The sequence below is a fragment of the Thermomonospora echinospora genome, from assembly GCF_900108175.1.
Classification (GTDB): domain Bacteria; phylum Actinomycetota; class Actinomycetes; order Streptosporangiales; family Streptosporangiaceae; genus Thermomonospora; species Thermomonospora echinospora.
In genome coordinates, this window is the sequence record NZ_FNVO01000002.1 from 205,869 (window position 1) to 230,126 (window position 24,258).

The following is a 24,258-nucleotide window of genomic DNA, read 5'->3' on the forward strand; positions in this document are numbered from 1 at the left end:
CCCCGGCGTGGGGGTACGGGCCGGGGCACGGCCGCCGTTCAGGAACTCGTGGGGTCCAGGACGCGGCGCAGGAACGTACGGGTGCGGTCCTCCTGAGGATCGCCGATGACCTGCTCGGGCGGGCCCTCCTCGACGATGACGCCGCCGTCCATGAACACGACCCGGTCGGCGACCTCGCGGGCGAAGCCCATCTCGTGGGTGACCACCAGCATGGTCATCCCCTCCTCGGCGAGCTGCCGCATCACCGCGAGCACGTCGCCCACCAGCTCCGGGTCCAGCGCGGAGGTGGGCTCGTCGAACAGCATCAGGTCCGGGTTCATGGCCAGCGCCCGGGCGATCGCCACCCGCTGCTGCTGCCCGCCGGACAGCTGCGCCGGGTAGCTGCCGGCCTTGTCGGCCAGCCCGACCTTGGCCAGGTTGTCCCGGGCGACCTTCTCGGCCTCGGCCTTGCCGCGCTTGAGGACCCGGCGCTGGGCGATGGTCACGTTCTCCAGCACCTTCAGGTGCGGGAACAGGTTGAACTGCTGGAAGACCATGCCGACCCGGCGCCGCGCGGCGTCGATGTCCACGTCGGGGTGGGTGAGCTCCTCGCCCTCCACGAAGACCTGGCCCCTGGTCGGCGTCTCCAGCAGGTTGACGCAGCGCAGCAGCGTCGACTTGCCGGAGCCGGACGGGCCGATGATGCAGATGACCTGGCCCTGATCGACGGTGAAGTCGATGCCGCGGAGGACCTCCAGTGCCCCGAAGGACTTGTGCAGGTCCCGGATCTCCACCATGTGCGTCATCGGATCACCGTGCCTTCGCCTGTCGGGCTTCCAGCCGCCGCACCAGGATGCCCAACGGCACCGTGATGATCAGGTAACACGCGCCGGCCACCACGAACGGGGTGGAGTCGGCGGTGTTGATGGCGAAGTCCGAGCCCATCTTGGTCAGCTCGACCCCGGCGGCCGCGATGCCCAGCGCGGAGACCAGCGAGGAGTCCTTGAACAGCAGCACCAGCTCGTTGGTGAGCGGCGGGATGACGATCCGCAGCGCCTGCGGGATCACGATGGAGAACATCGCCCGGGTGTGCGACATGCCCAGCGAGCGGGCGGCCTCCAGCTGGCCCTTGGGGACCGCCTGGATGCCCGCCCGGAACGTCTCGGCCATGTAGGCGGCGGCCACCAGGCCCAGACCCACCGCGACGGCTCCGACGGTGCCGCCGGGCACCGGCCCGCCGAGCGCGATCGGCAGCCCGTACCCGACGATCATCAGGGTCAGCAGGGCCGGCAGCCCGCGGAAGATCTCCACGAAGACCAGCGCCAGCCAGCGGTAGACGGCCAGCGACGACAGCCGCATCAGCGCGACCACCAGGCCGAGGCTGAAGCCCACCGCATAGGCGCTGAGCGTGTAGATGACGGTGTTCTTCAGCGCGATCGTGAACAGGTCGGGATACATCTCCCGGGTCGCGCCGAAGTCCAGGAACGTCTCCCGGACCAGCGGCCAGTCGACCAGCAGCACCACCAGGAGCAGCCCGGCGGCGAGCACCGTGGACTGCACTCCGAGGCTGATCCGGCGGCGTTGCCGGGGCGAGAGCCCGGTCCTGCCCGGCGTCTTGCGGGCAGGACCGGACGGCTCGGTGGTTGCGGAGGTGGTCATGGTGTCGGGCGGCTCACTGGGCGGCCGGGGTCGACTCCGGTTCGGAGCCGATCCACTGCACGTAGATCTTCTTCCAGGTGCCGTCCTGGACCGCGGTCTTGATGGTCTCGTCGATGGTCTTCAGCAGCTCGGGGTTGTTGCCCTTGCGCACCGCGAAGCCGTACTGCATCCCGGTGGGGAACTGCGCGCTGCGCTCGTACTTACCGGAGACCTCCGGCTTCTTCAGCCAGTCGTTGACCACCGGCAGGTCCTGCAGGATCACGTCGATCTGCCCGGACTGCAGCGCCAGCAGCTGCTTGCCCGCGTCGTCGTACTCCTTGGGCGACAGGCCCTTCTTCTTGGCCTCGTCCAGGCTGGTGGTGCCGGTCTGCACGCCCAACCGCAGGTTCTGCGCCTTGACCTGGTCCAGGCTGGTGACCCCGGCGCCCTTCTTGGTCAGCAGCGCGATGGACTCGGGGAAGTACGGCGCCGAGAAGTCCAGGTTCTGCTTGCGCTCGTCGGTGATCGTCATGCCGGCGGCGGCCACGTCGCACCGGCCGGAGTTCAGCGCGGCGCCGCTCTTGATGACGTCGAACTTGACGTCCACGATCTCCTGGGTGACGCCCAGCTTCTTGGCCACCAGGTCGATCATGTCGACGTCGAACCCGACGGTCTTGCCGCCTTCGGGGTACTGGAACGGCGGGTAGGGCAGGCTGGTGCACACCGTCAGCTTGCCGTCCTTGACCAGCTTGACCCCGGCGACCTTGGGCGCCCCGCCGGAATCGCCGCCGTCGGAATCGTCGCCGCAGGCCGACAGGGCGAGGGCGCCCGCCAGCACGAGAGCGCCTACCGCGATGACGCGGCGGCGCAGAGAACCGGTGATCACAGGTCCCCCTCCAGTTGGTTCGTCGACCCTTCGCCGATCGAAAGGTAGTGCAGGACATCTTGGCCCAGACCGGACGCGATCTCGATTAAGGCCACGACACGATCGCACAACAGGTCATCGGAACCCCACCGGACGGGCATAGCACAGGAACGGGACCTTCCGGAACGTTCCAGCGCAACGCAGAGTATCCCAGGAAACGGATGAACGGGCAGGAACCGGGCACATTTCGGCCCATCGCGGGGGCGGGAGCGTGGCGCAGACCACCCCCTCCCGCAGGGTGGTCGCCGGGAGGGGGTGTGGCACAATCAGACAACGGGTGACCCCCGTACGTCGAGAGATGACCACCCAGGATCGGCCACCTAGACCGCACAGCAGGGGTGGCATCTGCCCGAAAGCTCCGCTGGGAGCCATTCATCATGACAGGGGTCGCTGTGGCTGCTGAGTCTGATTCCACCTACGACTACGACAACGATCCGGCGTTCATCCTGCACCAGGGCGGCAAGCTGGAGGTCCGGTCCACCGTCCCGGTGCGCGACGCCGATGACCTCTCCCTCGCCTACACGCCCGGCGTGGCGCGGGTCTGCACCGCCATCGCCGACCATCCGGAACTGGCCTACGACTACACCTGGACGTCCAAGGTGGTGGCCGTCGTCACCGACGGCACCGCGGTGCTGGGGCTGGGCGACATCGGCCCGGCCGCGTCCATGCCGGTCATGGAGGGCAAGGCGCTGCTGTTCAAGCAGTTCGCCGACGTCGACTCCGTGCCCATCGCGCTGAACTGCACCGACACCGAAGAGATCATCGAGACCGTGATCCGGCTCGCACCCAGCTTCGGCGGCATCAACCTGGAGGACATCAGCGCGCCCCGCTGCTTCGAGATCGAGGACCGGCTGCGCGCCGCCCTGGACATCCCGGTCTTCCACGACGACCAGCACGGCACCGCCATCGTGGCGCTGGCCGCGCTGCGCAACGCGGCCCGGCTGGTCGGCAAGCCGCTGTCCCGGCTGCGCGCGGTGGTGGCCGGGGCGGGCGCCTCCGGCGTCGCGGTCACCCGGATCCTGCTGAACGCCGGCATCGGCGACATCGCCGTCTCCGACAGCAAGGGCCTGATCTACCAGGGCCGGGACGGGCTCAACCCGATCAAGCAGGCGCTGGCCCGCGACACCAACTCCGCCGGCCTCAAGGGCTCCACCGAAGAAGCCCTCAACGGCGCCGACGTGTTCATCGGCCTGTCCGGCAGCACCGTCCGCGAGGAGTGCATCGCCACCATGTCGGACGACGCGATCGTGTTCGCGCTGTCCAACCCCACCCCGGAGGTCCACCCGGAGGCGGCGCGGCGGCACGCCAGGGTGGTGGCCACCGGGCGCAGCGACTTCCCGAACCAGATCAACAACGTGCTGGCCTTCCCGGGGATCTTCCGCGGTGCGCTGGACGTGCGCGCCCACACGATCACCGAGGGCATGAAGCTGGCCGCCGCCGAGGCGCTGGCCGCCGTGGTGGGCGACGAGCTGAGCGCCGACTACGTGATCCCCAGCCCGTTCGACGAGCGCGTCGCCCCGGCCGTCACCACCGCGGTCGCCGAGCAGGCCCGCCGGGAGGGTGTCAACCGCATCTGACCCGCTCCGCCCGGGGCCGCGCGGCCCCGGGCCCACGGGCGGGCGGTGGCGCCGATTCTTCGTCGTGCGAGCGAGCACACGGCCGATAATGGCGCGACGTTCTGCACATAGCGCACAATATTTCATATTCTCGGGTTTCCGAGCCGCAGCATCCCCGGGCGGGCCGTGTAATACTCAATGCCAGGGACGGACCATTACGCCGCCGGCCGTCCGGGGCCGGCACGTAAGGAGTGCCGGTGGACCTCGCCTCTTACGCAGACCTGGTGATCGAGCTGGTCAACACCTCCGAGCCCGCCGAGGACTCGCTGCGCGACCTGGACTCCCTGCAACGGCTGCTGCAGATCCGGCCGCATCTGGGCGGCCGGGTCACCCGCCGCGACCTCGACGCGATGCGCGAACTGCGCGCCGAACTGCGCGCCATCTTCGTCGCCGCCACCCGCGGCGACGCCGAGGAGGCGGTCGAACGGCTGAACTCGCTGCTGATCCAGCATCCGGTCCATCCGCAGCTGTCCGGCCACGACGGGCAGTGCTGGCATCTGCACCTGACCGAGAGCGGCTCGGTGCCCGACCGGTACGCCGCCGGCGCCGCCATGGGGCTGGCCGTCAAGATCAGCGACCAGGGCATCGACCGGCTGGGCATCTGCCGGGCCGACGGCTGTTCCAACGTCTTCTTCGACACCACCACCAACCGGTCCCGCCGCTACTGCTCGGACCGGTGCGCCAGCCGCTCCAACGTGGCTGCCTACCGGGCCCGCATCCGGGAGAACGCCGACACCGACATCCGGGACGGCGGCCAGTAGCGCGCCACCACCCGGCCCACCACCAGCCCGTCGGGCACCGCGCCGAAGTCCCAGCTGTCCTGGCGGCCCGCGGCCCGCTGGTTGTCGCTCTCCAGCCACCAGCCGTCGTCGGCGCGGTGCACCGCCCGCTTGACGATCAGACGCTCCGCCTCGGTCGGATGCCGGGCCACCACCACGTCCCCGGCCGCGACGGGCCGCCCCCCGCGCCGCACCAGCAGCAGATCGCCCTCCCGCAGCGTGGGCGACATCGACTCCCCGGTCACCGCCACCGCCCGCCACACCGGATTAGCCCGCCCTCCTGCGGATACCACTGCCCTACCCGCACACGCGGGGACTCACCAGAGTAATGTCGTTGACCTGAGCATGATCCGCTACGAGAAGGGACGATGCAGGTGCTGGCGAAGCTACTGCGTCCGAAGACCACTGTCTCCGCGCACTGCGACCTGCCGTGCGGCGTCTACGACCCGGCGCAGGCGCGCATCGAGGCCGAATCGGTCAAGGCCATCATCGAGAAGTACCACGCCAACGAGGACCCGGTCTTCCGCACCCGGGCGCTGATCATCAAGGAGCAGCGTTCCAACCTGGTCAAGGAGCACCTGTGGGTGCTGTGGACCGACTACTTCAAGCCGCCGCACTTCGAGAAGTACCCGCAGCTGCACCAGCTGTTCAACGAGGCCACCAAGCTGGCCGGCGCCGCCGGCACCAAGCAGAGCATGGACGTCAAGGTGGCCGAGGACCTGCTGGCCAAGATCAATGAGATCAGTGAGATCTTCTGGGAGACCAAGCAGGCCTGACCCGGCCCCTACGTGAGGCCCGTCCCGTCCGGGGCGGGCCTCATGTCTTGCTCTTGATTCCCCTTGTCCCTGCCGCCTCACCCTTTACCCTGTCGATGGGCCATGTTGGGCCGAACGGGACGACGACAAGTCCGGCGACGGGGACGATACGGTGGGGAAGCATTCCAAACCGGCGACACGCAGGTGCCCAGGATGTGAGGGCACCGGGACGAGCACCGCGACGGGCCGGCAGTGCACCATCTGCCGGGGGAAGGGGAAGATATGAGCTACCCCCCCGAGGGCTGCCGGTACGAGGTGCGGTACTCCCTCGGCAGGCGCGGGCGCTCCCTGGAGTCCTTCCCCAACGAGTTCGCTCTGATGGAGTGGTTCTCGGAGATGACCCATCTGGGCATGTTCGACCCGCTGGAGTTCGCCCGTCCGGACGAGGACGGCCGTAACGGCTACCAGATCTTCTGTGTCACCGACCAGGAACGCGTCGGGATCAGCTACTTCCACCCCCGCCTGGTCCGGGCCCGCATCGAGGCCCCCCGCCCCACCCCCGAGCGCGCCTGACGGCCGATCGCCGCAGGCGGCGGCCGGCCCGGACACGTGAGCGTCAGGAGTGAAAGGGGCGGTAACCTCTGTCCGTGATTCGAGCTGCTGTTCCCGGTGACGTGCCGACAATCCTGCGGTTGATCCGCGAGCTGGCCGACTACGAGAAGGCCCTGCACGAGGTGCGGGCCACGGAGGAGGATCTGCGGGCGAGCCTGTTCGGGCCGGAGCCTCGGGTGTTCGCCCACGTGGCCGAGCAGGACGGGGAGGTCGTCGGGTTCGCGCTGTGGTTCCTGACGTTCTCCACCTGGATGGGGACGCACGGGATCTACCTGGAGGACCTGTACGTGCGGCCCGAGGCCCGCGGTGGCGGGCACGGGCGGGCGCTGCTGACGGAGCTGGCCCGGATCGCGGTCGAGCGCGGGTACCGGCGGGTCGAGTGGTCGGTGCTCGACTGGAACGAGCCCGCCATCGGGTTCTACAAGGCCCTGGGGGCCACCCCGCAGGACGAGTGGACGGTCTACCGGCTGACCGGCCAGGCCCTGCGGGATCTCGGCCGCGGCTGATCGGGCGGCCGGGACCGCGTCGTGCCGAGCGCGCCGGCACCGCCGATGTGATGTTCGCCGCCACGCCCGGAGGTTCGAGATGCGAAGCACCGTGTCAGTGGCTCCACAAGTAGGAAACCCACGCGCGGCGAAGCATCACGGCACCCATGACAGGCGGTAGTTTCGAAGAAGGCGCGCCCAGCCAAGGGAGAAATGTGACCGAGGAAACCACTGCCATGCCAGCTGAGATGCCGGCCGACACGAAGGCGGCGGTCCGTGACATGGTGACCGTCAAGCTGCCCGCCGACAGCGCGTACCTGTCCGTGCTGCGCACCGCCACCGCGGGGCTGGCGGCACGGCTGGACTTCACCCTGGACGAGATCGAGGATCTGCGCATCGCGGTGGACGAGGCGTGCGCGATGCTGCTCGCCCAGGCCGTACCCGGCACCGACCTGGAGTGCCAGTTCGAGCTGACCGGGGACGCGATGCGCATCGCGGTGTCCGTGCTGACCGTGGACGGCGTGGAGCCCAGCCGCGACACGTTCGCCTGGACGGTGCTGTCCTCGCTGGCCGGTGACGTGGACTCCACGGTGGGCGCCGACGACCGGGTGACCGTGATGCTGCGCAAGCGGCGCGGGGCGGCGGGGGCACAGTGACGACAGCAGCGCGGCCGGTGAGTCAGCCGGTGGGGCATGGGTTGCGCAGCAAGGTGGCGCCATGACCGAGAAGACCACGCTGCCGGACGGCGGCGGCATGCCGGGCCCGGCCGACGAGCGGCCCGACACCGGGGTACCCGACCGCGCCCGTGCGCGGGCGCTGTTCGAGCGGCTGCACGAGCTGCCCGAGGGCGATCCCGAGCGGCAGCGCGTCCGCGACCAACTGGTGGAACTGCACCTGCCGCTGGTGGAGTACCTCGCCCGCCGGTTCCGCAACCGCGGTGAGTGGCTGGACGACCTGATCCAGGTGGCCACCATCGGACTGATCAAGTCCATCGACCGGTTCGACCTGGAGCGCGGGGTGGAGTTCTCCACCTACGCCACCCCCACCATCGTGGGCGAGATCAAGCGGCACTTCCGCGACAAGGGCTGGGCGGTGCGGGTGCCCCGCCGGCTCCAGGAGCTGAAGCTGTCGCTGACCAAGGCGATCAGCGATCTGGCGCAGCGGGAGGGCCGCGCGCCCACCGTCAGCGAGCTGGCCGAGCACCTGCAGATGAGCGAGGAGGAGGTGCTGGAGGGCCTGGAGTCCGCCAACGCCTACTCCACGGTCTCGCTGGACGCTCCCGACTCCGGCGACGAGGACGCCCCCGCGGTGGCCGACTCGCTCGGGATGGTCGACGACTCGCTGGAGGGCGTGGAGTACCGCGAGTCGCTCAAGCCGCTGTTGGAGAAGCTGCCCGCCCGGGAGAAGCGGATCCTGCTGCTGCGGTTCTTCGGCAACATGACGCAGTCGCAGATCGCCGCCGAGCTGGGCATCTCCCAGATGCACGTGTCCCGGCTGCTGGCCCGGACCCTGGCCCAACTGCGCGAAGGGCTGACCGCCGACGAGTGATGAGGGCGATCAGGTGATCAGGACTGGTGCCGGGGCCCGCCCGCGGCCTCGGTCCCGTTCCCGGCGGCCGTGCTGTCACCGTTCCCCTGGCCGTTGTCCTCCTGGCCGTCGTTCTCCTCGGCGCGCAGCAGGAACTCGGTGCTGGGATTGCTGAGCACCAGCACCAGGGTGAGCACCGCCGCGGTGATCAGCGGCACCCCGTAGGCGTACTGCTCGCTCTGTAGCAGCGACCAAGACACCGGCAGCGCGAACAGCTGGGTCAGCACCACCGGGGCCCGGCTCCAGCGCTCGGCGGTCAGCAGCCCGCGGGCGACCGCCAGCATGCAGCAGCCGCCCAGCAGCGCCATTCCGGTCACCGCCCAGGCGGTCACCGGGTCCAGCGGCTTGCCGACCAGGGTCTCCCAGGCGACGAACGCGCCGAAGCCGAGCGCGGCCAGCCCCTCGGCGCCTTCCAGGACGGCGGCGGCGGTCACGGTGAAGGGACGACGACGTTCTGACACACTCGGAACCCTACTCGCCCCGCACGTCCGTCACGTCCGGTACCGGGCCACACCCGGGCGATCACCTTTGTCCGGAAACCGTCCCTACGGTGGGTAACCTTGGCGCCGTGCGAGCCATGCTGATCGCCAACCCCAAGGCGACCTCCACCTCCCGCCGGGTCCGCGACCTCCTCGTCCGCGCCTTCTCCGGCGATCTGGACCTGGAACTCGCCGAGACCGCGCACCGCGGCCACGCCACCGAGCTGGCGCGCCGGGCCGCCGAGGACAAGTACGACGTGGTCCTCGCGCTCGGCGGCGACGGGACGGTCAACGAGGCGATCAACGGGCTGCTGGCCGGCGGTCCCGCGCCCACGCTGCCCGCGCTGGCGGTGCTGCCGATCGGCAGCACCAACGTGTTCGCCCGCGCGCTGGGACTGCCGGGCGAGCCGATCGGCGCGACCCGGCTGGTGCTGGACGCCCTGCGCGCCGGACGGCACCGCTGGGTCGGCCTCGGGCTCGCCGACGACCGCTACTTCACCTTCTGCGCGGGGGTGGGGCTGGACGCCGAGGTGATCCGCGAAGTGGAGGAGCGGCGCGACGCCGGCGCCAGGTCCAATCCGCTGCTGTACGTGCGGACGGCGTTGCACCGGTTCTTCGCCGGCACCGACAGACGCAGTCCGGCGCTCACCGTGGAACGGCCGGGACATCCGCCGATCGAAGGGGTGTTCCTTTCCTTCGTGCTGAATACCGCGCCGTGGACTTATATCGCCGGCCATCCGGTGAATCCGAGTCCCCGCGCGCACTTCGGCGCCGGGCTCGATCTGTTCGGGATCCGCTCTCTCGGCGTCGCACCGGTGCTGGCGGCGGTGGCCGGGATGCTGCTGCCCAACGGCCGTCCGGTGACCGGCCCGCACGTGGTGAACGTCCATGATGCGAGCGAGATCACGTTGCGCGCGGACCGTCCCATGGCCTTTCAGCTGGACGGCGACTACCTCGGAGAACGCCGTCAGGTCACGTTCCGGTCCGTGCCGAGGGCGATACGCATCGTTATCTGAGGTCACTCCGGTAAGCCGTGTTAACGGGAAAGTCACACGTCTGACCCGTCGATGTGACACATACGACAGCCCATACTTTGAGAAACGTTTCTCAAAGGTCTTGCGTGCTCCGGCGACCCCCTGACACGCTCAAAGTGCGCCAGCCGACATCGGGCCAGCTCAGCCAGCCTCATGATCGAAAGCGCGTGACACAAACCTCCCCGGGACCACGACCCCGGCCCGGGTCGTTCGCGACATGTGAAACAGTTCACAAGTGGAGTCACCCTCCACACTGACGAAGGAGTGGACCGCATGGACTGGCGCCACATCGCCGCCTGCCGTGACGTGGACCCCGAGCTGTTCTTCCCGATCGGGAACACCGGCCCGGCCCTGCTGCAGATCGAGGAGGCCAAGCAGGTCTGCCGCCGCTGCGAGGTCACCCAGGCATGCCTGCGCTGGGCGCTGGAGTCCGGCCAGGAGGCCGGCGTGTGGGGCGGCATGAGCGAGGACGAACGCCGCGCCCTCAAGCGCCGCAACGCCCGCGCCCGGGCCCGCGCGTACTGACCGTCGCGGCTCCGCCGCGACGGCGACCGGGTCCGGCAAACGCGCGGTCTTCCCGCCGTTCTCCGGCTCGTCCGTTTCTCGCGACCTTGAAAGCCTCCCCGGGCCGGACCGCGCGGGCCCGCTCGCGACGCCTTCGGCCCTTTCGCCCGGATCCGCCGGGTGACCTGAGCACCCAGGTCCGGATCCCAGCGCACCAGAGGCCCGTGGGAGTGATGGCATAGGAGACCTCGCCGCATGAACCAGGCGGAGATCGAGGCCGCACGAGCTCGCTCGTGCGGCCTCTTCGCTTTCCCCGTCCCCCGGTGCGGGGGCTAGCCGTGGTCGGCGGGGCGCTGCGGGGCGGTCAGCGGGATGTTGACGACGACCTCGGTGCCGCCGCCCGGGCGGGCGCGGAACTCCAGATGGCCGCCCAGCTCGCCGACGATCAGGGTGCGGACGATCTGCAGGCCCAGGCTGGTGGTGTCCTCCAGGTCGAAGTCGGGGGGCAGGCCCACACCGTCGTCGGAGACGACCACCTCCAGGTGCGCGGGACCGATCTCCTCCCGGGTGGCCCGGACCTCCAGTTCGCCGTAGCGGTGCGGAAGGCCGTGCTGCAGGGCGTTCTGCAGCAGTTCAGTGAGGACCATCGCCAGCGGGGTGGCGATCTGGGCGGGCAGCACGCCGAAGGCGCCGGTGCGCTTGGGGACGACCTGGGTCTCGGGGGCGGAGACCTCGCCGGCCATGGTGATGACGCGGTCGGCGATGTCGTCGAAGTCGATCAGCTCGTCCGGGGTGTGCGACAGGGTCTCGTGGACGATGGCGATGGAGCCGACCCGGCGCACCGCCTCATCCAGCGCCGCCCGCCCCTCGGGGACCCGCAGCCGCCGGGCCTGCAAGCGCAGCAGGGCGGCCACGGTCTGCAGGTTGTTCTTGACCCGGTGGTGGATCTCCCGGATGGTGGCGTCCTTGGTCATCAGCTCGCGGTCGCGCCAGCGCAGCTCGGTGACGTCGCGGACCAGCACGACGGCCCCGATGCGGGTGCCGGAGACCACCAGCGGGATGGTGCGCAGCTGCACCACCGACCCGTGCGCCTCGATCTCCGCCTCGCGGGCCGTGGCGCCGCTCAGCACCCGGGTCAGCGACTCCTCCATCGGCTCGCCGGTGTCCACCAGCCGCTGCGTCACCTCGCCCAGCGGCTCACCGGCCAGGTCGGCGGCCATGCCCAGGCGGCGGAAGGCGGACTGGGCGTTCGGGCTGGCGTAGGTGACCCGGCCCGCCTTGTCCAGGCGCAGCAGCCCGTCCCCGACGCGGGGCGAGCGCAGCAGGTTGGGCTCCCCACCGGGGTCGGGGAACCGGCCCTCGGCGATCATCTGGGCCAGATCGCTGGCGCTCTGCAGATAGGTCAGCTCCAGCCGGCTGGGGGTGCGCGCGGAGCTGAGGTTGGTGCTGCGCTGGATCACCCCGAGGATCTTGTCGCCGCGGCGGATCGGAATGGACTCCTCGCGCACCGGGATGCCGCTGCCCCACTCGGGGTCGCCCTCCCGGACGATGCGGCGCTCACGCCAGGCCACGTCGATCAGCCCGCGCCGGCCCGTCCGCACCACCATGCCGACCAGGTCCTCGGGGTAGGCGGTCGGGCCGGTGGTGGGCCGCATCTGGGCCAGGCAGATCCAACCCGGCACCTGGGCGCCGGGGACCGCGCCGCGCTCGGGGACCCACAGCACCAGATCGGCGAACGACAGGTCCGCCAGTAGCTGCCAGTCCGAGACCAGCGCGTGCAGCCACTCCAAATCGGCGGTGTCCAGATCTGTCCGGGTCCGCACTAGATCAGACAAAGAAGGCACCCGACCATCATTGCAGGCCGTGTGTACTGGGAGAACGCCCCGGCAGAGGTGACGGGCGGCACGGCCTGCGGGCGAAGGGAGAACACGTGAGGGATCCGCTGGCGCGGCTGCGCGAGGCCACGGAACGGCGGGACACGGCCGGGCTGCGGCGCAGGTTGCGGCCCCGCAGCGAGGACCACGACGGGCTCATCGACTTGGCCTCCAACGACTATCTGGGGCTGTCGCGCGACCCCCGGCTGGTCGAGGGGGCGGTCCGGGCGGTCCGCGAGTGGGGCACCGGGTCCACCGGGTCCCGGCTGGTCACCGGCACCACGCGGCTGCACCGGGAGCTGGACCAGCGGCTGGCGGCCTTCACCGGGACGCCCGCCGGGCTGGTGTTCTCCTCGGGCTTCCTGGCCAACCTGGGCGCGGTCACCGCGCTGTCGGGGCCGGGCGCGCTGGTGGTGTCCGACCAGGTCAACCACGCCTCGATCGTGGACGCCTGCCGGCTGTCGCGGTCCCGGGTGGTGATCGCGCCGCACCGGGACGTGGCGGCGGTGCAGCGGGCGCTGGCCGACCGGGACGAGGAACGGGCGCTGGTGGTCACCGACGCGGTGTTCTCCGTCGACGGCGACCTGGCCCCGCTGCGCGAGCTGCACCAGGTGGCCCGGCGGCACGGGGCGCTGCTGGTGATCGACGAGGCGCACGCGCTCGGCGTCGTCGGCCCGCACGGGCGGGGCGCCGCGCACGAGGCCGGGCTGGCCGCCGAACCGGACGTGGTGCTGACGCTGACGCTGTCGAAGTCGCTGGCCTCGCAGGGCGGCGCGGTGCTGGGCGCCCCCGAGGTGATCGAGACGCTGGTGGACACCGGCCGCTCGTTCATCTTCGACACCGGGCTGGCGCCGGCCGCCGTGGGCGCCGCGCTGGCCGCCCTGGACGTGCTGGCCGCCGAGCCGGAGCTGCCGGCCCGGGCCCGGGACCGGGCGCAGCGGATCCGGCTGCTGGCCGAGGGGCTGGGCTTCGAGACGACCGGGCCGCAGGGCCCGGCCGCCGCGGTGGTCCCGGTGGTGCTGGGCGATCCGCACGCCGCCGTACGGGCCGCGGAGATCTGCGCCGAGCACGGCGCCAGGGTCGGCTGCTTCCGGCCGCCGTCGGTGCCCCCCGGACGCGCCTGCCTGCGGCTGACCGCTCGCGCCTCCCTCACCGAGGCGGAACTCACAGTCCTGGAGGGGGCGCTGCAGAAGGTGAGGGCGGAGACCGGCCCGTAGTCTGCACGCGTAACATCGGGGCCAACCGACGGTGAACCTGAGGAGACGCGTGACGGTGTGCGGCCCGTGTGTGCCGCCCTGCGAGCGGAGCGAGGCGCATGAGCATTGAACGGGTCCCCTTGCGCGGCCTCGGGCCGTCCGTCGGCGCGCCCCGCATCCCCAAGTACTACAAGCTCAAGGAACTGCTGGTCGAGCTGACCCAGTCGCTACCGGCCGGCAGCCCGCTGCCGCCGGAGCGGACGCTGGCCGAGCGCTACGAGACCTCCCGCACCACCGTGCGGCAGGCGCTGGCCGAGCTGGTCGTGGAGGGGCGGCTGCAGCGCATCCAGGGCAAGGGCACCTTCGTGGCCAAGCCCAAGGTGGCCCAGGAGCTGCAGCTGACCAGCTACACCGAGGACATGAAGCACCACGGTCTGCACCCGGAGACCAAGATCCTCGACATCGGCTACGCCAGCGCCGACGAGCGGCTGGCCCGGCTGCTGGGGATCCGGCCGGGCGGGCGGGTGCTGCGCATTCACCGGCTGCGGCTGGCCGACGGGGAGCCGATGTCGATCGACACCTCGCACCTGCCGGCCCGTCGCTTCCCTGGCCTGCGCCGCGAGCTGCCCCGGCACCGGTCCCTGTACGAGACGCTCGGCACCGCCTACGACGTGCACCTGGCCGAGGCCGAGGAGACCATAGAGACCGTCCTGGCCACCCCGCACGACGCCCAGCTGCTCGGGGTGGACGTGGGCCTGCCCATGCTGCTGCTGTCCCGGCACGCCTTCGACACCGCCGGCCACCCGGTCGAGTGGGCCCAGTCCCTGTACCGGGGCGACCGCTACAAGTTCCTGACCCGCCTGCGCAGAAGCTGAGCGGGCGGCCCCGCCGCGGCGGGGCCCGCCGCCGTCACAGCGTCTGGGAGAGGGCCTTGATCGGCATCTGGAGCTCGGAGAGCAGGTCCAGGTCCTGCTCGGCCGGGCGGCCCAGGGTGGTCAGGTAGTTGCCGACGATGATGGCGTTGATCCCGCCGAGCATGCCCGAGCGGGTGCCCAGGTCGCCCAGGGTCAGCTCGCGGCCACCGGCGTAGCGCAGGATGGTGCGCGGCAGCGCCAGCCGGAACGTGCCGATGGTTTTGAGGGCCTCGGCGCCCTCCACCAGCCCGAACCGCTCGAACGGGGTGCCGGGACGGGGGGTCAGGAAGTTCAGCGGGACCTCGTCGGGCTCCAGTTCGGCGAGCTGGCCGGCGAACTCGGCGCGCTGCTCGACCGTCTCGCCCATGCCGATGATGCCGCCGCAGCACAGCTCCATCCCCGCCTCCTTGACCATCAGGCAGGTGTCCCAGCGCTCCTGCCAGGAGTGCGTGGTGACCACGTTGGAGAAGTGCGAGCGGGCGGTCTCCAGGTTGTGGTTGTAGCGGTGCACGCCCATCGCCACCAGCTCGTCGGTCTGCTCCTGGGTGAGCATGCCGAGCGAGCAGGCGATGTTGATCTCAACGGCGTCGTTGATGGCCTTGATGCCCTCGCGGACCTGCGACATCAACCGCTCGTCCGGGCCGCGCACCGCCGCCACGATGCAGAACTCGGTGGCGCCGGTCTTGGCGGTCTCCTTGGCGGCCTCGACCAGTTCGGGGATGTTCAGCCACACCGCGCGCACCGGGGAGGTGAACTGGCCGGACTGCGAGCAGAAGTGGCAGTCCTCCGGGCATCCGCCGGTCTTCAGCGACACGATGCCCTCGACCTCGACCTCCGGGCCGCACCAGCGCATACGTACCTCGTGGGCCAGCTCCAGCAGGTCCTCCAGCCGGTCGTCGGGCAGAGTCAGACACTGCAGGGCCTGCTCGGCGTTCAGCCCCTTGCCCTCCTGGAGCACCTGGCGGCGGGCCACCTCGAGGATGTCGGTCACATCGTCTCCTTCAGTCGAGCGCATAGGTGTTACGGAACGTAGCAGCGTCGAAAGTGCCGCCCAGCGCCGGGGCCAGCCCCGCACGCGCCGCCAGCAGGAACTCTGCCGGGTCGAGCCCACCCGCCCCGGCCGGCAGCGCACCGGCCAGCGGCCGGGCCGAGATCGTCTCCAGATCGGTGATGTTGCTGCGCATGGCCAGGTCGGGCTCTTGCGGCCACTCCCCGATCACCACTCCGGCCAGCTGCACCCCGCGGTGCGCCATGGCCTCCAGCGTCAGCGCGGTGTGGTTGAGGGTGCCCAGGTCGGGCCGGGTGACCACGACCACCGCGGCGTTGAGCCAACGGGCCAGGTCGGCGACGGTGGTGCCGTCGTCGTCGTAGCGCACCAGCAGGCCGCCGGCGCCCTCGACCAGCACCAGCCGCCGGCCGTCGGCCAGCTCGCGGACGCGCTTGGCGGCGTCGGCCAGCCGCAGCGGGGGCACCCCGGCGCGCCGGGCCGCCGCCGCGGGCGACAGCGGGTCGGGGAAGCGGGCGAACTCGTGCAGGTCCTCGACCCCCGCCAGCCGCCGTACGTCGTCCAGATCGCCGGGCTCGTCCGGGCCCACCCCGGTCTGACCGGGCTTGACCACCGCGACCGAGGCGCCCCGCGCCCGGGCTACCGTCGCCAGCGCGGCGGTGACGATCGTCTTGCCGACCCCGGTACACGTCCCGGTCACCATGAGAACGCTCACGACCGGCAGGTTAGCGCGCACCCGCGAGCAGGACTTTCGCGGAATCCCACAGGGTTCTGCACGGGAGGTTTGTACCGATCGCGACGGGAACCCGCCGCCGGGCCTCCACGTCCAAGGAAAATGGCAGGCCCATGCCTACGATCAGGGAGCATGTTCCCGCGTGGCCTGGCGGCGCTGCTGCTCGGCGCCGGCGCCGTGACCGCCTGCGCGACGGGCGGCGACCCGGCACCGCCACCGGCTCCGATCCCCACCGCCCCACCCGGCACTTCCGCCCCACCGGTCCCCACTGTCTCACCAGGGCCCTCCGCGCCCGGCGGCCTGGTGCTGCGCTGGCGGCTCACCGGCGGGATCGCGGGGGTCGGCGGGCCGGGCGCCCTGCCGGACTTCTCGCTGTACGGAGACGGTCGGGCACTGGTGCCGGCCGGCGGCTCACCGCTGGAGGTGCGCGAGTACCGGCTGACCGGTGACGCGCTGCGCCGGCTGCTGGACGGCGCCCGCACCGCCGGGCTCGACCGCGGCCGGACGGTGGAACGGCCCCGGATCGCCGACGCGTTCACGCTGGTGATCCGGTTCGGCTCGGCCCGGACCCGAATCGAGCATCCCGAGGAGGACGGCGACCCGGCCGTCCGGTTCTGGAAGCGCCTGGACCCGCGGGGATGGCCGCGGCAGGACCAGGCCGTCCCGCCGCGTCCGCACCGCTACACCCGCCTGGCGGTGCTCGCCGGTGAGGTGACCGGCGGCACCGGCGGGCCGGTGCGGCGATGGCCGTTGTCCCCGTTGGGCCGTGGCGAGCAGGCCGGCGGCGGCCTGTGCACGGTGCTGGACGGCGACGACGCCGCCACCGCTACCCGCCTCGGAAAGGCGGCGCCCGCCGGCACCCTGTGGCGCAGCGAGGGCAAGGTCTACTCGGTCCGCTGGCGTCCGCTGCTCCCGGACGAGTCCACCTGCCGGGACATGGCCGCGGGCTAGGCCCGCGACATCCCGGGGACCGGACGCCCCGTTCCGGACGTCCTCGGCGTCAGGCCGAGGTGAGGGTGCCGTGCTCGACGCAGCGGGCCGTCCAGCCCCGCGGCGTCACCTGCACGACCATCCGGCGGGCACAGCGGGTGCAGTAGCGCGGCGGCTCCAGCTGCCGGGCGGCCCGGCAGCCCTCATGCCCGGTCCCGCCGTCCGGGGACGGCCCTCCGCAACGGTCACAGTAGGTCTCCACGGCCGGACCCGCGCTCCTCTCCCTGCCTGTCCCCGACTACTCGATGACGGCGATCAGGTCGCCCTCCTGGACGACGTCCCCCTCGGCCACCTTGAGCCGGGAGATCACCCCGTCGTCCTCGGCCAGCACCGGGATCTCCATCTTCATGGACTCCAGGATCACCAGCGTGTCACCGTCCTGCACCTGGTCGCCCTCGCCGACGACCACCTTCCACACGTTAGCGACCATCTCGGCACGAACCTCGGGCACCCCGGGCTCCTTTCCCCTTGCGATTGTCGGCGGGCGGCGTCCAGACGGGCCGGCTAGCGGCGCATCCGGTCCACCAGCCCGGTGTCGTACGTGCCGGCGACGAAGTCGGGGTCGCCGAGCAGTTCGGTGAAGAACGGCAGGTTGGTCTGCAGGCCCTCGATCTGGAAGGCCCCGACCGCCTGCTCGGCCCGCCGCAGCGCCGCCGCCCGGTCGGCGCCGTGCACGCACAGCTTGGCCAGCAGCGGGTCGTAGAACGGGGTGACGGCGTTGCCCTCGGCGTATCCGGCGTCGATGCGGATGCCCTCGCCGACCGGCTCCTCCCAGATCTTGATGTCCCCCGGGCGGGGCAGGAAGCGCACTGGGTCCTCGGCGTACACCCGGAACTCGACGGCGTGCCCGTGCGGCTCGACGGAGGTGAAGGTGACCTGCTCGCCGGCCGCGATCAACAACTGCTGCTCCACCAGGTCGATGCCGGTGACCAGCTCGGTGATCGGGTGCTCGACCTGCAGCCGGGTGTTCATCTCCAGGAACACGAAGTCCTGCGCGGCCGGGTCCACCAGGAACTCCACCGTCCCCGCGCCCCGGTAGCCGACCGTCTCCCCGGCCCGCACTCCGGCGTCCAGCATCCGGGCCCGCAACTGCGGGGACACCCCTGGGGACGGGGTCTCCTCGACGATCTTCTGGTGCCGCCGCTGCACCGAGCAGTCCCGCTCCCCCAGCGCGACCACGGTGCCGTCGGCCAGCCCGAGAATCTGCACCTCCACGTGCCGGGCGCCCTCAACGTAGCGCTCCAGCAGGATGTCGGAGTTGCTGAAGAACCGCGCGGCGCGGTTGCGCGCCGTCTCGTACGCCAGCAGCAGTTCGGCCTCGTCGCGGGCGGCGCCCATGCCGATGCCGCCGCCCCCGCCGGCGGCCTTGACCATCACCGGATAGCCGATCCGCTCGGCCTCGGCCACGGCGGTGGCGGCGTCGGGCACCGGCTCCCACACCCCCGGGGAGACCGGCACGCCCGCCTCCATCATCAGGTTGCGGGCGTTGATCTTGTCGCCCATCCGGGCGATGGCCAGCGGCGGCGGCCCCACCCACACCAGCCCCCGGTCGATGACCCGCTCGGCGAACCCGGCGTCCTCGGAGAGGAAGCCGTAGCCGGGGTGGATCGCCTGCGCGTTGGTGCGCCGGGCGGCCTCCAGCACCCGGTCGGCGTCCAGATAGCTCCTGGCGGGCTGCGGGGGGCCGATCAGGATCGCCTCGTCGGCCTCGGCCACGAAGGGCAGGCCGGCGTCGGCCTCGGAGTACACGGCGATGGCCTTGAGCCCCATCGCGCGCACCGTGTGGATGACCCGGCTGGCGATCTCGCCGCGGTTGGCCACCAGTACCGACTCGAACACCGCTGCCCCCTCTCGCGTCCCGACATCCCGACTCGGGTGACGATAGTGCGGGACGGGGGCGGGAAGCGGTCGTGTCGGCGACAAATCTGGACGGCACCGCTTTGGACCTGGTCCCGCTGGACTCCCTGGCGCCGGTCAGCCGTGCCGGCGGCGCCCCACGACCCGGGCGAGGGCCTCCACCACCGTCGGGTCGTACTCGACGGCCGAGTCCAGCCGCAGCCGCTCCAGCACGGCCGCGCCCCGGTCCCGGTCGGAGGACTCGCCGACCAGGTCGTCATAGGCGTTGGCGGCCTTGATGATCCGGCTGGCCAGCGGCGGCGGGGGCTGCGGCGAGGGGACGGCCGCGCCGTTCCCGTCCGGCGTCCCGGCGCCCGCCGGGGTCGCGCGGTACGGGTCCGACTGGCGGCGGACGATGTAGGCGACCCGGTCCAGCACACCGGTCTCTTTGATCACCTCGGCGCCCAGCTCGGCGATGCGGCGCTGCTCGTTCGGGGACGCCAGCACGGTGGCGCCGCCGGGGATCGGATCCCCCAGCGAGAGCTGGCCGATGTCGTGCATCAGCGCCGCGTACTCCAGCTCCAGCAGCTCCTCCTCGGCCATCCCCAGCTCGCGGCCCATCGCCACGGCCAGCCGGGAGACCCGGTGCGAGTGCCCGGCCTCCACGTAGCCGCCGACCTCGGTGACCCGCGACAGGGCCCGTACGGTCTGCAGGTAGGTGGCGCGGATGCCGGCGTACCGCCGGAACGCGAACTGGGTGACCAGGATCGGCGCGGTGAACACCAGCAGCGCCGCCCGGCCCATCACCGAGGTGGATACCACGATCAGCATGGCGGTCGCCCCGACCGCCGCGCACAGCGCCATCTTGGCGTTCATCTCGTCGCGCAGCGCGATGCCGAACCTGGCCCGGACCGCCTCGGCCCGGATCAGCGCCGCGATGCACACCTCCAGGAAGCAGGAGGCCACCAACGTCACCGCCATCAGGCACAGCAGCACCTCCCACTCCAGCTTCAGGGAGGCCAGCGGGCGGAACACCAGCGCCACAACGGCGATGGTCAATAGCCTGCGGGCCATCGCGTCCAGCCGGGGCGAGCGGCCCACCGCCACGTGCGGCAGCGAGCCCACGAACATCCCGGCGGCGGCGACCGCCACCACCTGCAGCGCCGGATGCCCGGCCCGTTCCGGGCCGACCGTGGTCAGCAGGGCGTAGCCGAGGGCGCCGGCGCTGGCGATCGGCGCCACCTCCCGGTTGCCGGACATCACCATGCGGAACAGCTCGCCGATCGCCACCAGTACCCCGAAGATCACCGCTACCTGCGGCTGCACCAGCCCGCCGGCGGTGACCGTGGCGACGGCGACCACCACCAGCGTCCCGGCGACGGCGACCACCGCGAGCGGGCCGGAGTCGAAGCGCTGCCAGCCGTGCCGCCTGCTCGGCCCGGCCTGTGCGGACGTGCTCATGCCTTGGCGATCCGGATCGGCACGCTGGGGTCGTCGTGGTCCTGCTGGGTGGTCTCCACGACGTCGTCGTCGGGCAGCACCACCGGCTGCGGCGGCTCCCACCCCTCACGCTCCAGCGCCCGCAGGAACGCCTCCACCATCACCGGGTCGAAGTGGTCGCCGGCGCCCCGGCGCAGCTCCTCGATCGCCTCCTCCTTGGTGCGGGCCGCCCGGTAGGAACGGGTGGAGGTCATCGAGTCGAACGCGTCGGCCACCGAGATCACCCGGGCGAACTCGGGGATCTCGTCCCCGGCCAGCCCCATCGGATAGCCCCGGCCGTTCATCCGCTCGTGGTGGTGCATGATCCCGGCCAGCGCCTCGTCCAGGAAGCCGATCTCCCGGACGATCTCCAGCCCGCGCATCGGGTGCAGCTGGATGGCGGCGAACTCCTCCTCGGTCAGCGGCCCGGTCTTCTGCAGCACCTTGGTGGGCACGCCCAGCTTGCCGACGTCGTGCAGCATCCCCGCGTACCGGATCGCCGCCACCCGGTCGGCGCGCATGCCGATCTCCTGGGCGATCATCACCGAGCCCCGGGAGACCCGCTCGCTGTGCCCGCGGGTGTAATAGTCCTTGGTCTCCACCGCCTGGCACAGCGCGGCCAGCGTGGCGGTGTGCGCCTGCTGCTGGGCGTGCGTCTGGGCCAGCGCCCAGCGGGCGATGAACAGCGGCAGCAGCACCAGCACCGCCGCGAACGGCCCGACCGCGTCCCACAGCCCGGCGATCAGCAGCCCGAACATGCCGTAGCCGAGGCAGCCGAAGACCAGCTCGCCGCTCTCACGCAGCAGTTCCTGCCAGGCCGCCTGTCGGCTGATCAGCAGGATCCCGGCCATCAGCAGCAGGTTGACGGTGACGAAGGCGACCAGCGCGCCCAGGAACGGGCCGATGACGTGCTCGACCCACTCGGCCTGGCCGGGCCGGTAGCGGTCCCCGCCGAGGGCACCGAACACCATCCCGGCCGCGTAGCCGCTCAGCGCGAACTGCGCCCCGTTGAACAGCCGTTTGACCGGGGCGAAGATCCGCTGCCCGGTGACGATGGCGGTGACGCCGACCAGCGCGGCGCCGTCCGGGCCGAGCAGCACCACCGACGCCAGGCTGGCGGCGTAGCTGAGCGAGACGCGGGCGCGCTCGACGTTGAGCTTGGCGGGCGCGGAGTCGCAGATCAGGAACAGCGCGGCCAGCACGGCCAGCGTCTGCGGATCCAGGTCGGCCAGCGGCGTGGTCGCGATGGCCACAGCCGCCAGCGCGACGACTCCGCTGACATACGCCCAGGCCGCGGGAGGTAGTCCCCGCATTGCCGCCCCCTCGGGAGTCGACGGTGGGCGGGGGCGCCGCCGGATCGGCCGGTCATCGCGCCGGGCACCCGTGCCCGGTCACGACCGGCACCCGGTGATCCGGGTGGTCCCGCGGATTGACAGGCTCCCCGCCGCCAACGGCCCCAAGCCTAACCCCCGTGACCTGGGCCCCACAGGCATGCGAAGAATCGAAAGCAAAGCGTGAACAAAACGTCACCTTAGGCGACTGATGTCGCCGCTCTCCCGCGCGAACGGAACCCGCCGATCAGCCGATCACCGGTCGCGCGCCCACTTGACGGTGGCGGCCAGGCCCTCGCGCAGGCCGGTGCGGGGCCGCCAGCCGAGGGCCTCCCGGGTGGGGCCGGGGTCGACGGCCATGGCCCGCAGGTCGCCCAGCCGGGGCGGGGCCGTGTCCGGCTTGTCCACGGCGCCGGCCGCCTCGGCGACCAGCGTGTGCAGCTCCCGGTCGGTGGTCTGCACGCCCGTCCCGACGTTCAGCCGGCGGCCGCCCGCCCGCTCCCCGCCCGCCAGCGCGAACGCCTCCACGACGTCGAGGACGTAGACGTAGTCGCGGGTGTTGCCGCCGTCGCCGTAGACCTGGGTGGGCGTGCCGTTCAGCAGGCCGTCGGTGAAGATTGAGACCACCCCGGCCTCGCCCTCCGGTGCCTGCCGCGGCCCGTAGACGTTGGCGAGGGTCAGCGTGGTGAAGTCCAGTCCGTGCAGGGCCCGGTAGGTCTGGGCGTAGATCTCTCCGGCCACCTTGGAGGCGGCGTACGGGGAGGCGGGACGCAGCTCGGCGTCGGGGGGCACGGGCAGTTCGTCCGGCACCCCGTACACCGCGCAGCTGGAGGCGAACAGGACCTTGCGGGAGCCGGCGGCCCGGGCGGCCTCCAGCACGTTGACGGTGCCGAACACGTTGACGCGCGCGTCGTGGCGCGGGTCCTCGACACTGGAGCGCACGCTGACCTGCGCGGCCAGATGGCAGACCAGCTCCGGCCGCCGCCGGGCGGTCAGCTCGGCCAGCGCCGGATCGCACACGTCCATCCGGTGGAACTCGATGTCCTCGCGCAGGTTGCGCCCGGAGGACAGGTCGTCGACCCCGATCACCTCGTGGCCGTCGGCCAGCAGCCGGTCGACCAGATGGGATCCTATGAAGCCGGCCGCGCCGGTGACGAGAACGAGCACCCGAGCACGATATCCCTCAGGCCAGGTCACCGGCTCGGGTGAGAGAGACCGGGCGGGTCCGGGCGGGTCTGGGAGGCACCCGGCGAACGGGGCCGGCCGGGGGCGTCAGGCGGGCTCGGTGTCGAGGGCCTCGGCGGACGCCTGCGGGCCGCCGGCCTCGGCGCACAGCCGCTCGATGCGGCCCATCACCTTGCTGCGCAGTTCCTCGGGCGCCGGCTCGCACCCGCACGACTTGCCCACCAGCCTCTTGACCGCCTCCTCCAGGCCGTACTCGCGCAGGCAGGGGCCGCACTCGTCGAGGTGCTCGCGCACCTTGTCGCAGTTGCTGTCGTCCAGTTCCCCGTCGAGGTACGAATAGACGCGGGCCAGCACCTCGGTGCACGGAGTCTCGTGGGGTTTTCCGCAGCTCATCGCTCACTCACCTCGTCATGCCGAAGGCCCGTCGTGCCGTGCGCGCCGCCGCGCGCCCGTCCGCCGCTCACGACCCGTCCCCGGTACGGGTAAGGCCGCGCTCGCGGGCGTAGTCCTCCAACATGGATCGGAGCTGTCGCCGTCCGCGGTGCAGCCGTGACATCACGGTACCGATCGGGGTGCCCATGATCTCGGCGATCTCCTTGTAGGGGAAGCCCTCGACGTCGGCGAGGTACACCGCGATGCGGAACTCCTCCGGCAGCTCCTGCAGCGCGGTCTTGACGTCGGAGTCCGGCAGGTGCTCCAGCGCCTCGGCCTCGGCCGACTTCAGCCCGCTGGAGGTGTGCGACTCGGCCCTGGCCAGCTGCCAGTCCTCGATCTCCTCGGTCGCCGACTGCTGCGGCTGCCGCTGCTTCTTGCGGTAGCTGTTGATGAAGGTGTTCGTCAGGATCCGGTACAGCCACGCCTTGAGGTTCGTGCCTTCCTTGAACTGGTGGAAGGACGCGAAGGCCCTGGCGAAGGTCTCCTGTACGAGATCCTCCGCGTCGGCCGGGTTGCGCGTCATGCGCAGCGCGGCCGAGTAGAGCTGGTCCAAGAACGGGAGCACGTCGCGCTGGAAACGCTCCTGACGCTGCTCCACACTCTCCGTGGTGCCCGGGACCTGACCCACCCCCTCGGTGCCGGCGACGCCCTCGCCGCCGTACGCCTCAGAAGATATAGGGCCGCGCTGGCGTGGTACGACAGCGACCCCCGCGGGTTCGGCAACGGCACTGGGCATCGACGCCACCTCTTGAGTCCAATCTCCCGTCCTCGACCGGGGGAGATCCCCCCGCCACACGGCGTTGCAGACGGTTGCAAGCGTGTGCAACACGCCGGGGGGCCGTACCATTCCCTGACCGGGCGACACGGACGAGCGCGAGGACGGCGG

The 24,258-nt window shown here is 71.5% G+C and carries 28 protein-coding genes; 12 read left to right on the forward strand and 16 right to left on the reverse strand.

Annotated features, from left to right (window positions below; translation table 11 throughout):
• Positions 1 to 38: 38 nt before the first annotated feature.
• The 3 genes from C4U03_RS05070 to C4U03_RS05080 are packed head-to-tail and all read right to left on the reverse strand — an operon-like array spanning position 39 to position 2,503.
• On the reverse strand, positions 39 to 785 hold the full coding sequence (locus C4U03_RS05070) for an amino acid ABC transporter ATP-binding protein (protein WP_103936475.1): 747 nt from the start codon (positions 783 to 785) through the stop codon (positions 39 to 41).
• 4 nt (positions 786 to 789) lie between these two features.
• Positions 790 to 1,638 carry an amino acid ABC transporter permease gene (locus C4U03_RS05075; RefSeq protein WP_103936476.1) on the reverse strand — a complete coding sequence of 283 codons (849 nt, stop codon included), beginning with the start codon at positions 1,636 to 1,638 and terminating at the stop codon, positions 790 to 792.
• A gap of 13 nt (positions 1,639 to 1,651) precedes the next feature.
• A complete protein-coding gene (locus tag C4U03_RS05080) occupies positions 1,652 to 2,503 on the reverse strand; it encodes an ABC transporter substrate-binding protein (RefSeq protein ID WP_200827057.1) in 852 nt (283 codons plus the stop codon).
• Positions 2,504 to 2,919: 416 nt separating this feature from the next.
• On the opposite strand from C4U03_RS05080, the gene C4U03_RS05085 reads away from it, so the two are divergent.
• Together C4U03_RS05085 and C4U03_RS05090 are read left to right on the forward strand one after the other, a co-directional pair.
• Positions 2,920 to 4,119 carry an NAD(P)-dependent malic enzyme gene (locus C4U03_RS05085; RefSeq protein WP_103936477.1) on the forward strand — a complete coding sequence of 400 codons (1,200 nt, stop codon included), beginning with the start codon at positions 2,920 to 2,922 and terminating at the stop codon, positions 4,117 to 4,119.
• Between the two features lie 236 nt (positions 4,120 to 4,355).
• Positions 4,356 to 4,919: a CGNR zinc finger domain-containing protein gene (locus tag C4U03_RS05090; RefSeq protein WP_103936478.1), complete on the forward strand. Its 564-nt coding sequence runs from the start codon at positions 4,356 to 4,358 to the stop codon at positions 4,917 to 4,919.
• Here the strand turns inward: C4U03_RS05090 and sodX are convergent.
• Positions 4,862 to 5,200 carry a nickel-type superoxide dismutase maturation protease gene (gene sodX, locus C4U03_RS05095; protein WP_103936479.1) on the reverse strand — a complete coding sequence of 113 codons (339 nt, stop codon included), beginning with the start codon at positions 5,198 to 5,200 and terminating at the stop codon, positions 4,862 to 4,864. The two genes, C4U03_RS05090 and sodX, sit on opposite strands and share 58 nt — an antisense overlap.
• Before the next feature lie 111 nt (positions 5,201 to 5,311).
• Here sodX and sodN point away from each other — a divergent pair, with 111 nt between their 5' ends.
• The 5 genes from sodN to C4U03_RS05120 all read left to right on the forward strand — a co-directional run bounded on the left by sodN (position 5,312) and on the right by C4U03_RS05120 (position 8,337).
• The gene (gene sodN, locus C4U03_RS05100) at positions 5,312 to 5,713 is read left to right on the forward strand and encodes a superoxide dismutase, Ni (protein ID WP_200827099.1); all 402 of its coding nucleotides are present in this window, start codon (positions 5,312 to 5,314) and stop codon (positions 5,711 to 5,713) included.
• A gap of 261 nt (positions 5,714 to 5,974) precedes the next feature.
• Positions 5,975 to 6,265 (forward strand): hypothetical protein, encoded by a 291-nt coding sequence (locus C4U03_RS05105; protein ID WP_103936481.1) that lies wholly within the window; start codon positions 5,975 to 5,977, stop codon positions 6,263 to 6,265.
• 74 nt (positions 6,266 to 6,339) lie between these two features.
• Positions 6,340 to 6,810 carry a GNAT family N-acetyltransferase gene (locus C4U03_RS05110; RefSeq protein ID WP_103936482.1) on the forward strand — a complete coding sequence of 157 codons (471 nt, stop codon included), beginning with the start codon at positions 6,340 to 6,342 and terminating at the stop codon, positions 6,808 to 6,810.
• Between the two features lie 194 nt (positions 6,811 to 7,004).
• Positions 7,005 to 7,445 (forward strand): ATP-binding protein, encoded by a 441-nt coding sequence (locus C4U03_RS05115; protein WP_407701405.1) that lies wholly within the window; start codon positions 7,005 to 7,007, stop codon positions 7,443 to 7,445.
• A 97-nt stretch (positions 7,446 to 7,542) separates the two neighbouring features.
• Entirely contained in the window at positions 7,543 to 8,337 is a 795-nt protein-coding gene (locus C4U03_RS05120) for an RNA polymerase sigma factor SigF (protein ID WP_103936932.1), read from the forward strand.
• Between the two features lie 17 nt (positions 8,338 to 8,354).
• On the opposite strand, the gene C4U03_RS05125 is transcribed toward C4U03_RS05120, so the two are convergent.
• Entirely contained in the window at positions 8,355 to 8,837 is a 483-nt protein-coding gene (locus tag C4U03_RS05125) for a hypothetical protein (RefSeq protein ID WP_200827058.1), read from the reverse strand.
• Positions 8,838 to 8,953: 116 nt separating this feature from the next.
• On the opposite strand from C4U03_RS05125, the gene C4U03_RS05130 reads away from it, so the two are divergent.
• Both C4U03_RS05130 and C4U03_RS05135 read left to right on the forward strand, forming a co-directional pair.
• Complete coding sequence (locus C4U03_RS05130; RefSeq protein ID WP_327372393.1) at positions 8,954 to 9,871, forward strand: diacylglycerol/lipid kinase family protein; 918 nt, start codon at positions 8,954 to 8,956, stop codon at positions 9,869 to 9,871.
• Positions 9,872 to 10,162: 291 nt separating this feature from the next.
• Positions 10,163 to 10,414: a WhiB family transcriptional regulator gene (locus C4U03_RS05135; RefSeq protein WP_103936484.1), complete on the forward strand. Its 252-nt coding sequence runs from the start codon at positions 10,163 to 10,165 to the stop codon at positions 10,412 to 10,414.
• Between the two features lie 311 nt (positions 10,415 to 10,725).
• On the opposite strand, the gene C4U03_RS05140 is transcribed toward C4U03_RS05135, so the two are convergent.
• Positions 10,726 to 12,237 carry a PAS domain-containing sensor histidine kinase gene (locus C4U03_RS05140; protein WP_103936485.1) on the reverse strand — a complete coding sequence of 504 codons (1,512 nt, stop codon included), beginning with the start codon at positions 12,235 to 12,237 and terminating at the stop codon, positions 10,726 to 10,728.
• A gap of 86 nt (positions 12,238 to 12,323) precedes the next feature.
• On the opposite strand from C4U03_RS05140, the gene C4U03_RS05145 reads away from it, so the two are divergent.
• Entirely contained in the window at positions 12,324 to 13,484 is a 1,161-nt protein-coding gene (locus tag C4U03_RS05145; protein WP_103936486.1) for an 8-amino-7-oxononanoate synthase, read from the forward strand.
• A 98-nt stretch (positions 13,485 to 13,582) separates the two neighbouring features.
• Positions 13,583 to 14,338: a GntR family transcriptional regulator gene (locus tag C4U03_RS05150; RefSeq protein ID WP_103936487.1), complete on the forward strand. Its 756-nt coding sequence runs from the start codon at positions 13,583 to 13,585 to the stop codon at positions 14,336 to 14,338.
• A 34-nt stretch (positions 14,339 to 14,372) separates the two neighbouring features.
• Here C4U03_RS05150 and bioB read toward each other — a convergent pair whose 3' ends face one another.
• Both bioB and bioD read right to left on the reverse strand, forming a co-directional pair.
• The gene (gene bioB, locus C4U03_RS05155) at positions 14,373 to 15,368 is read right to left on the reverse strand and encodes a biotin synthase BioB (protein ID WP_200827060.1); all 996 of its coding nucleotides are present in this window, start codon (positions 15,366 to 15,368) and stop codon (positions 14,373 to 14,375) included.
• 10 nt (positions 15,369 to 15,378) lie between these two features.
• The gene (gene bioD / locus C4U03_RS05160; protein WP_235017654.1) at positions 15,379 to 16,098 is read right to left on the reverse strand and encodes a dethiobiotin synthase; all 720 of its coding nucleotides are present in this window, start codon (positions 16,096 to 16,098) and stop codon (positions 15,379 to 15,381) included.
• Positions 16,099 to 16,248: 150 nt separating this feature from the next.
• Between bioD and C4U03_RS05165 the strand changes: the two genes are divergently transcribed.
• Positions 16,249 to 17,067 carry a hypothetical protein gene (locus tag C4U03_RS05165; protein WP_103936490.1) on the forward strand — a complete coding sequence of 273 codons (819 nt, stop codon included), beginning with the start codon at positions 16,249 to 16,251 and terminating at the stop codon, positions 17,065 to 17,067.
• A 49-nt stretch (positions 17,068 to 17,116) separates the two neighbouring features.
• Here the strand turns inward: C4U03_RS05165 and bsaP are convergent, their stop codons facing one another.
• The 8 genes from bsaP to C4U03_RS05205 form a co-directional block, all read right to left on the reverse strand.
• Positions 17,117 to 17,308 (reverse strand): biotin synthase auxiliary protein BsaP, encoded by a 192-nt coding sequence (gene bsaP, locus C4U03_RS05170; protein WP_103936491.1) that lies wholly within the window; start codon positions 17,306 to 17,308, stop codon positions 17,117 to 17,119.
• Between the two features lie 36 nt (positions 17,309 to 17,344).
• Complete coding sequence (locus C4U03_RS05175; RefSeq protein ID WP_103936492.1) at positions 17,345 to 17,557, reverse strand: biotin/lipoyl-binding carrier protein; 213 nt, start codon at positions 17,555 to 17,557, stop codon at positions 17,345 to 17,347.
• Between the two features lie 53 nt (positions 17,558 to 17,610).
• Positions 17,611 to 18,945, reverse strand: a complete 1,335-nt coding sequence (locus C4U03_RS05180) for an acetyl-CoA carboxylase biotin carboxylase subunit (RefSeq protein ID WP_103936493.1) — start codon at positions 18,943 to 18,945, stop codon at positions 17,611 to 17,613.
• A gap of 135 nt (positions 18,946 to 19,080) precedes the next feature.
• The gene (locus C4U03_RS05185; protein ID WP_103936494.1) at positions 19,081 to 20,403 is read right to left on the reverse strand and encodes an HD-GYP domain-containing protein; all 1,323 of its coding nucleotides are present in this window, start codon (positions 20,401 to 20,403) and stop codon (positions 19,081 to 19,083) included.
• Positions 20,400 to 21,734 (reverse strand): HD-GYP domain-containing protein, encoded by a 1,335-nt coding sequence (locus C4U03_RS05190; RefSeq protein ID WP_103936495.1) that lies wholly within the window; start codon positions 21,732 to 21,734, stop codon positions 20,400 to 20,402. The genes C4U03_RS05185 and C4U03_RS05190 overlap by 4 nt, the downstream gene beginning before the upstream one ends.
• A gap of 273 nt (positions 21,735 to 22,007) precedes the next feature.
• Entirely contained in the window at positions 22,008 to 22,919 is a 912-nt protein-coding gene (locus C4U03_RS05195) for an NAD-dependent epimerase/dehydratase family protein (protein WP_103936496.1), read from the reverse strand.
• Positions 22,920 to 23,024: 105 nt separating this feature from the next.
• The gene (gene rsrA, locus C4U03_RS05200) at positions 23,025 to 23,330 is read right to left on the reverse strand and encodes a mycothiol system anti-sigma-R factor (RefSeq protein WP_103936497.1); all 306 of its coding nucleotides are present in this window, start codon (positions 23,328 to 23,330) and stop codon (positions 23,025 to 23,027) included.
• Positions 23,331 to 23,397: 67 nt separating this feature from the next.
• The gene (locus tag C4U03_RS05205; RefSeq protein ID WP_407701406.1) at positions 23,398 to 24,108 is read right to left on the reverse strand and encodes a sigma-70 family RNA polymerase sigma factor; all 711 of its coding nucleotides are present in this window, start codon (positions 24,106 to 24,108) and stop codon (positions 23,398 to 23,400) included.
• Between the last annotated feature and the right edge of the window lie 150 nt (positions 24,109 to 24,258).

Bases quoted from the DNA above. Each gene is read 5' to 3' on its own strand.
- C4U03_RS05105 (WP_103936481.1), top strand. From the start codon at position 5,975: ATGAGCTACCCCCCCGAGGGCTGCCGGTACGAGGTGCGGTACTCCCTC.
- C4U03_RS05205 (WP_407701406.1), bottom strand. From the start codon at position 24,108: ATGCCCAGTGCCGTTGCCGAACCCGCGGGGGTCGCTGTCGTACCACGC.
- C4U03_RS05085 (WP_103936477.1), top strand. From the start codon at position 2,920: ATGACAGGGGTCGCTGTGGCTGCTGAGTCTGATTCCACCTACGACTAC.
- C4U03_RS05135 (WP_103936484.1), top strand. From the start codon at position 10,163: ATGGACTGGCGCCACATCGCCGCCTGCCGTGACGTGGACCCCGAGCTG.
- C4U03_RS05190 (WP_103936495.1), bottom strand. From the start codon at position 21,734: ATGCGGGGACTACCTCCCGCGGCCTGGGCGTATGTCAGCGGAGTCGTC.
- C4U03_RS05185 (WP_103936494.1), bottom strand. From the start codon at position 20,403: ATGAGCACGTCCGCACAGGCCGGGCCGAGCAGGCGGCACGGCTGGCAG.
- C4U03_RS05075 (WP_103936476.1), bottom strand. From the start codon at position 1,638: ATGACCACCTCCGCAACCACCGAGCCGTCCGGTCCTGCCCGCAAGACG.
- rsrA (WP_103936497.1), bottom strand. From the start codon at position 23,330: ATGAGCTGCGGAAAACCCCACGAGACTCCGTGCACCGAGGTGCTGGCC.
- C4U03_RS05070 (WP_103936475.1), bottom strand. From the start codon at position 785: ATGACGCACATGGTGGAGATCCGGGACCTGCACAAGTCCTTCGGGGCA.
- C4U03_RS05130 (WP_327372393.1), top strand. From the start codon at position 8,954: ATGCTGATCGCCAACCCCAAGGCGACCTCCACCTCCCGCCGGGTCCGC.
- C4U03_RS05165 (WP_103936490.1), top strand. From the start codon at position 16,249: ATGTTCCCGCGTGGCCTGGCGGCGCTGCTGCTCGGCGCCGGCGCCGTG.
- C4U03_RS05120 (WP_103936932.1), top strand. From the start codon at position 7,543: ATGCCGGGCCCGGCCGACGAGCGGCCCGACACCGGGGTACCCGACCGC.
- C4U03_RS05150 (WP_103936487.1), top strand. From the start codon at position 13,583: ATGAGCATTGAACGGGTCCCCTTGCGCGGCCTCGGGCCGTCCGTCGGC.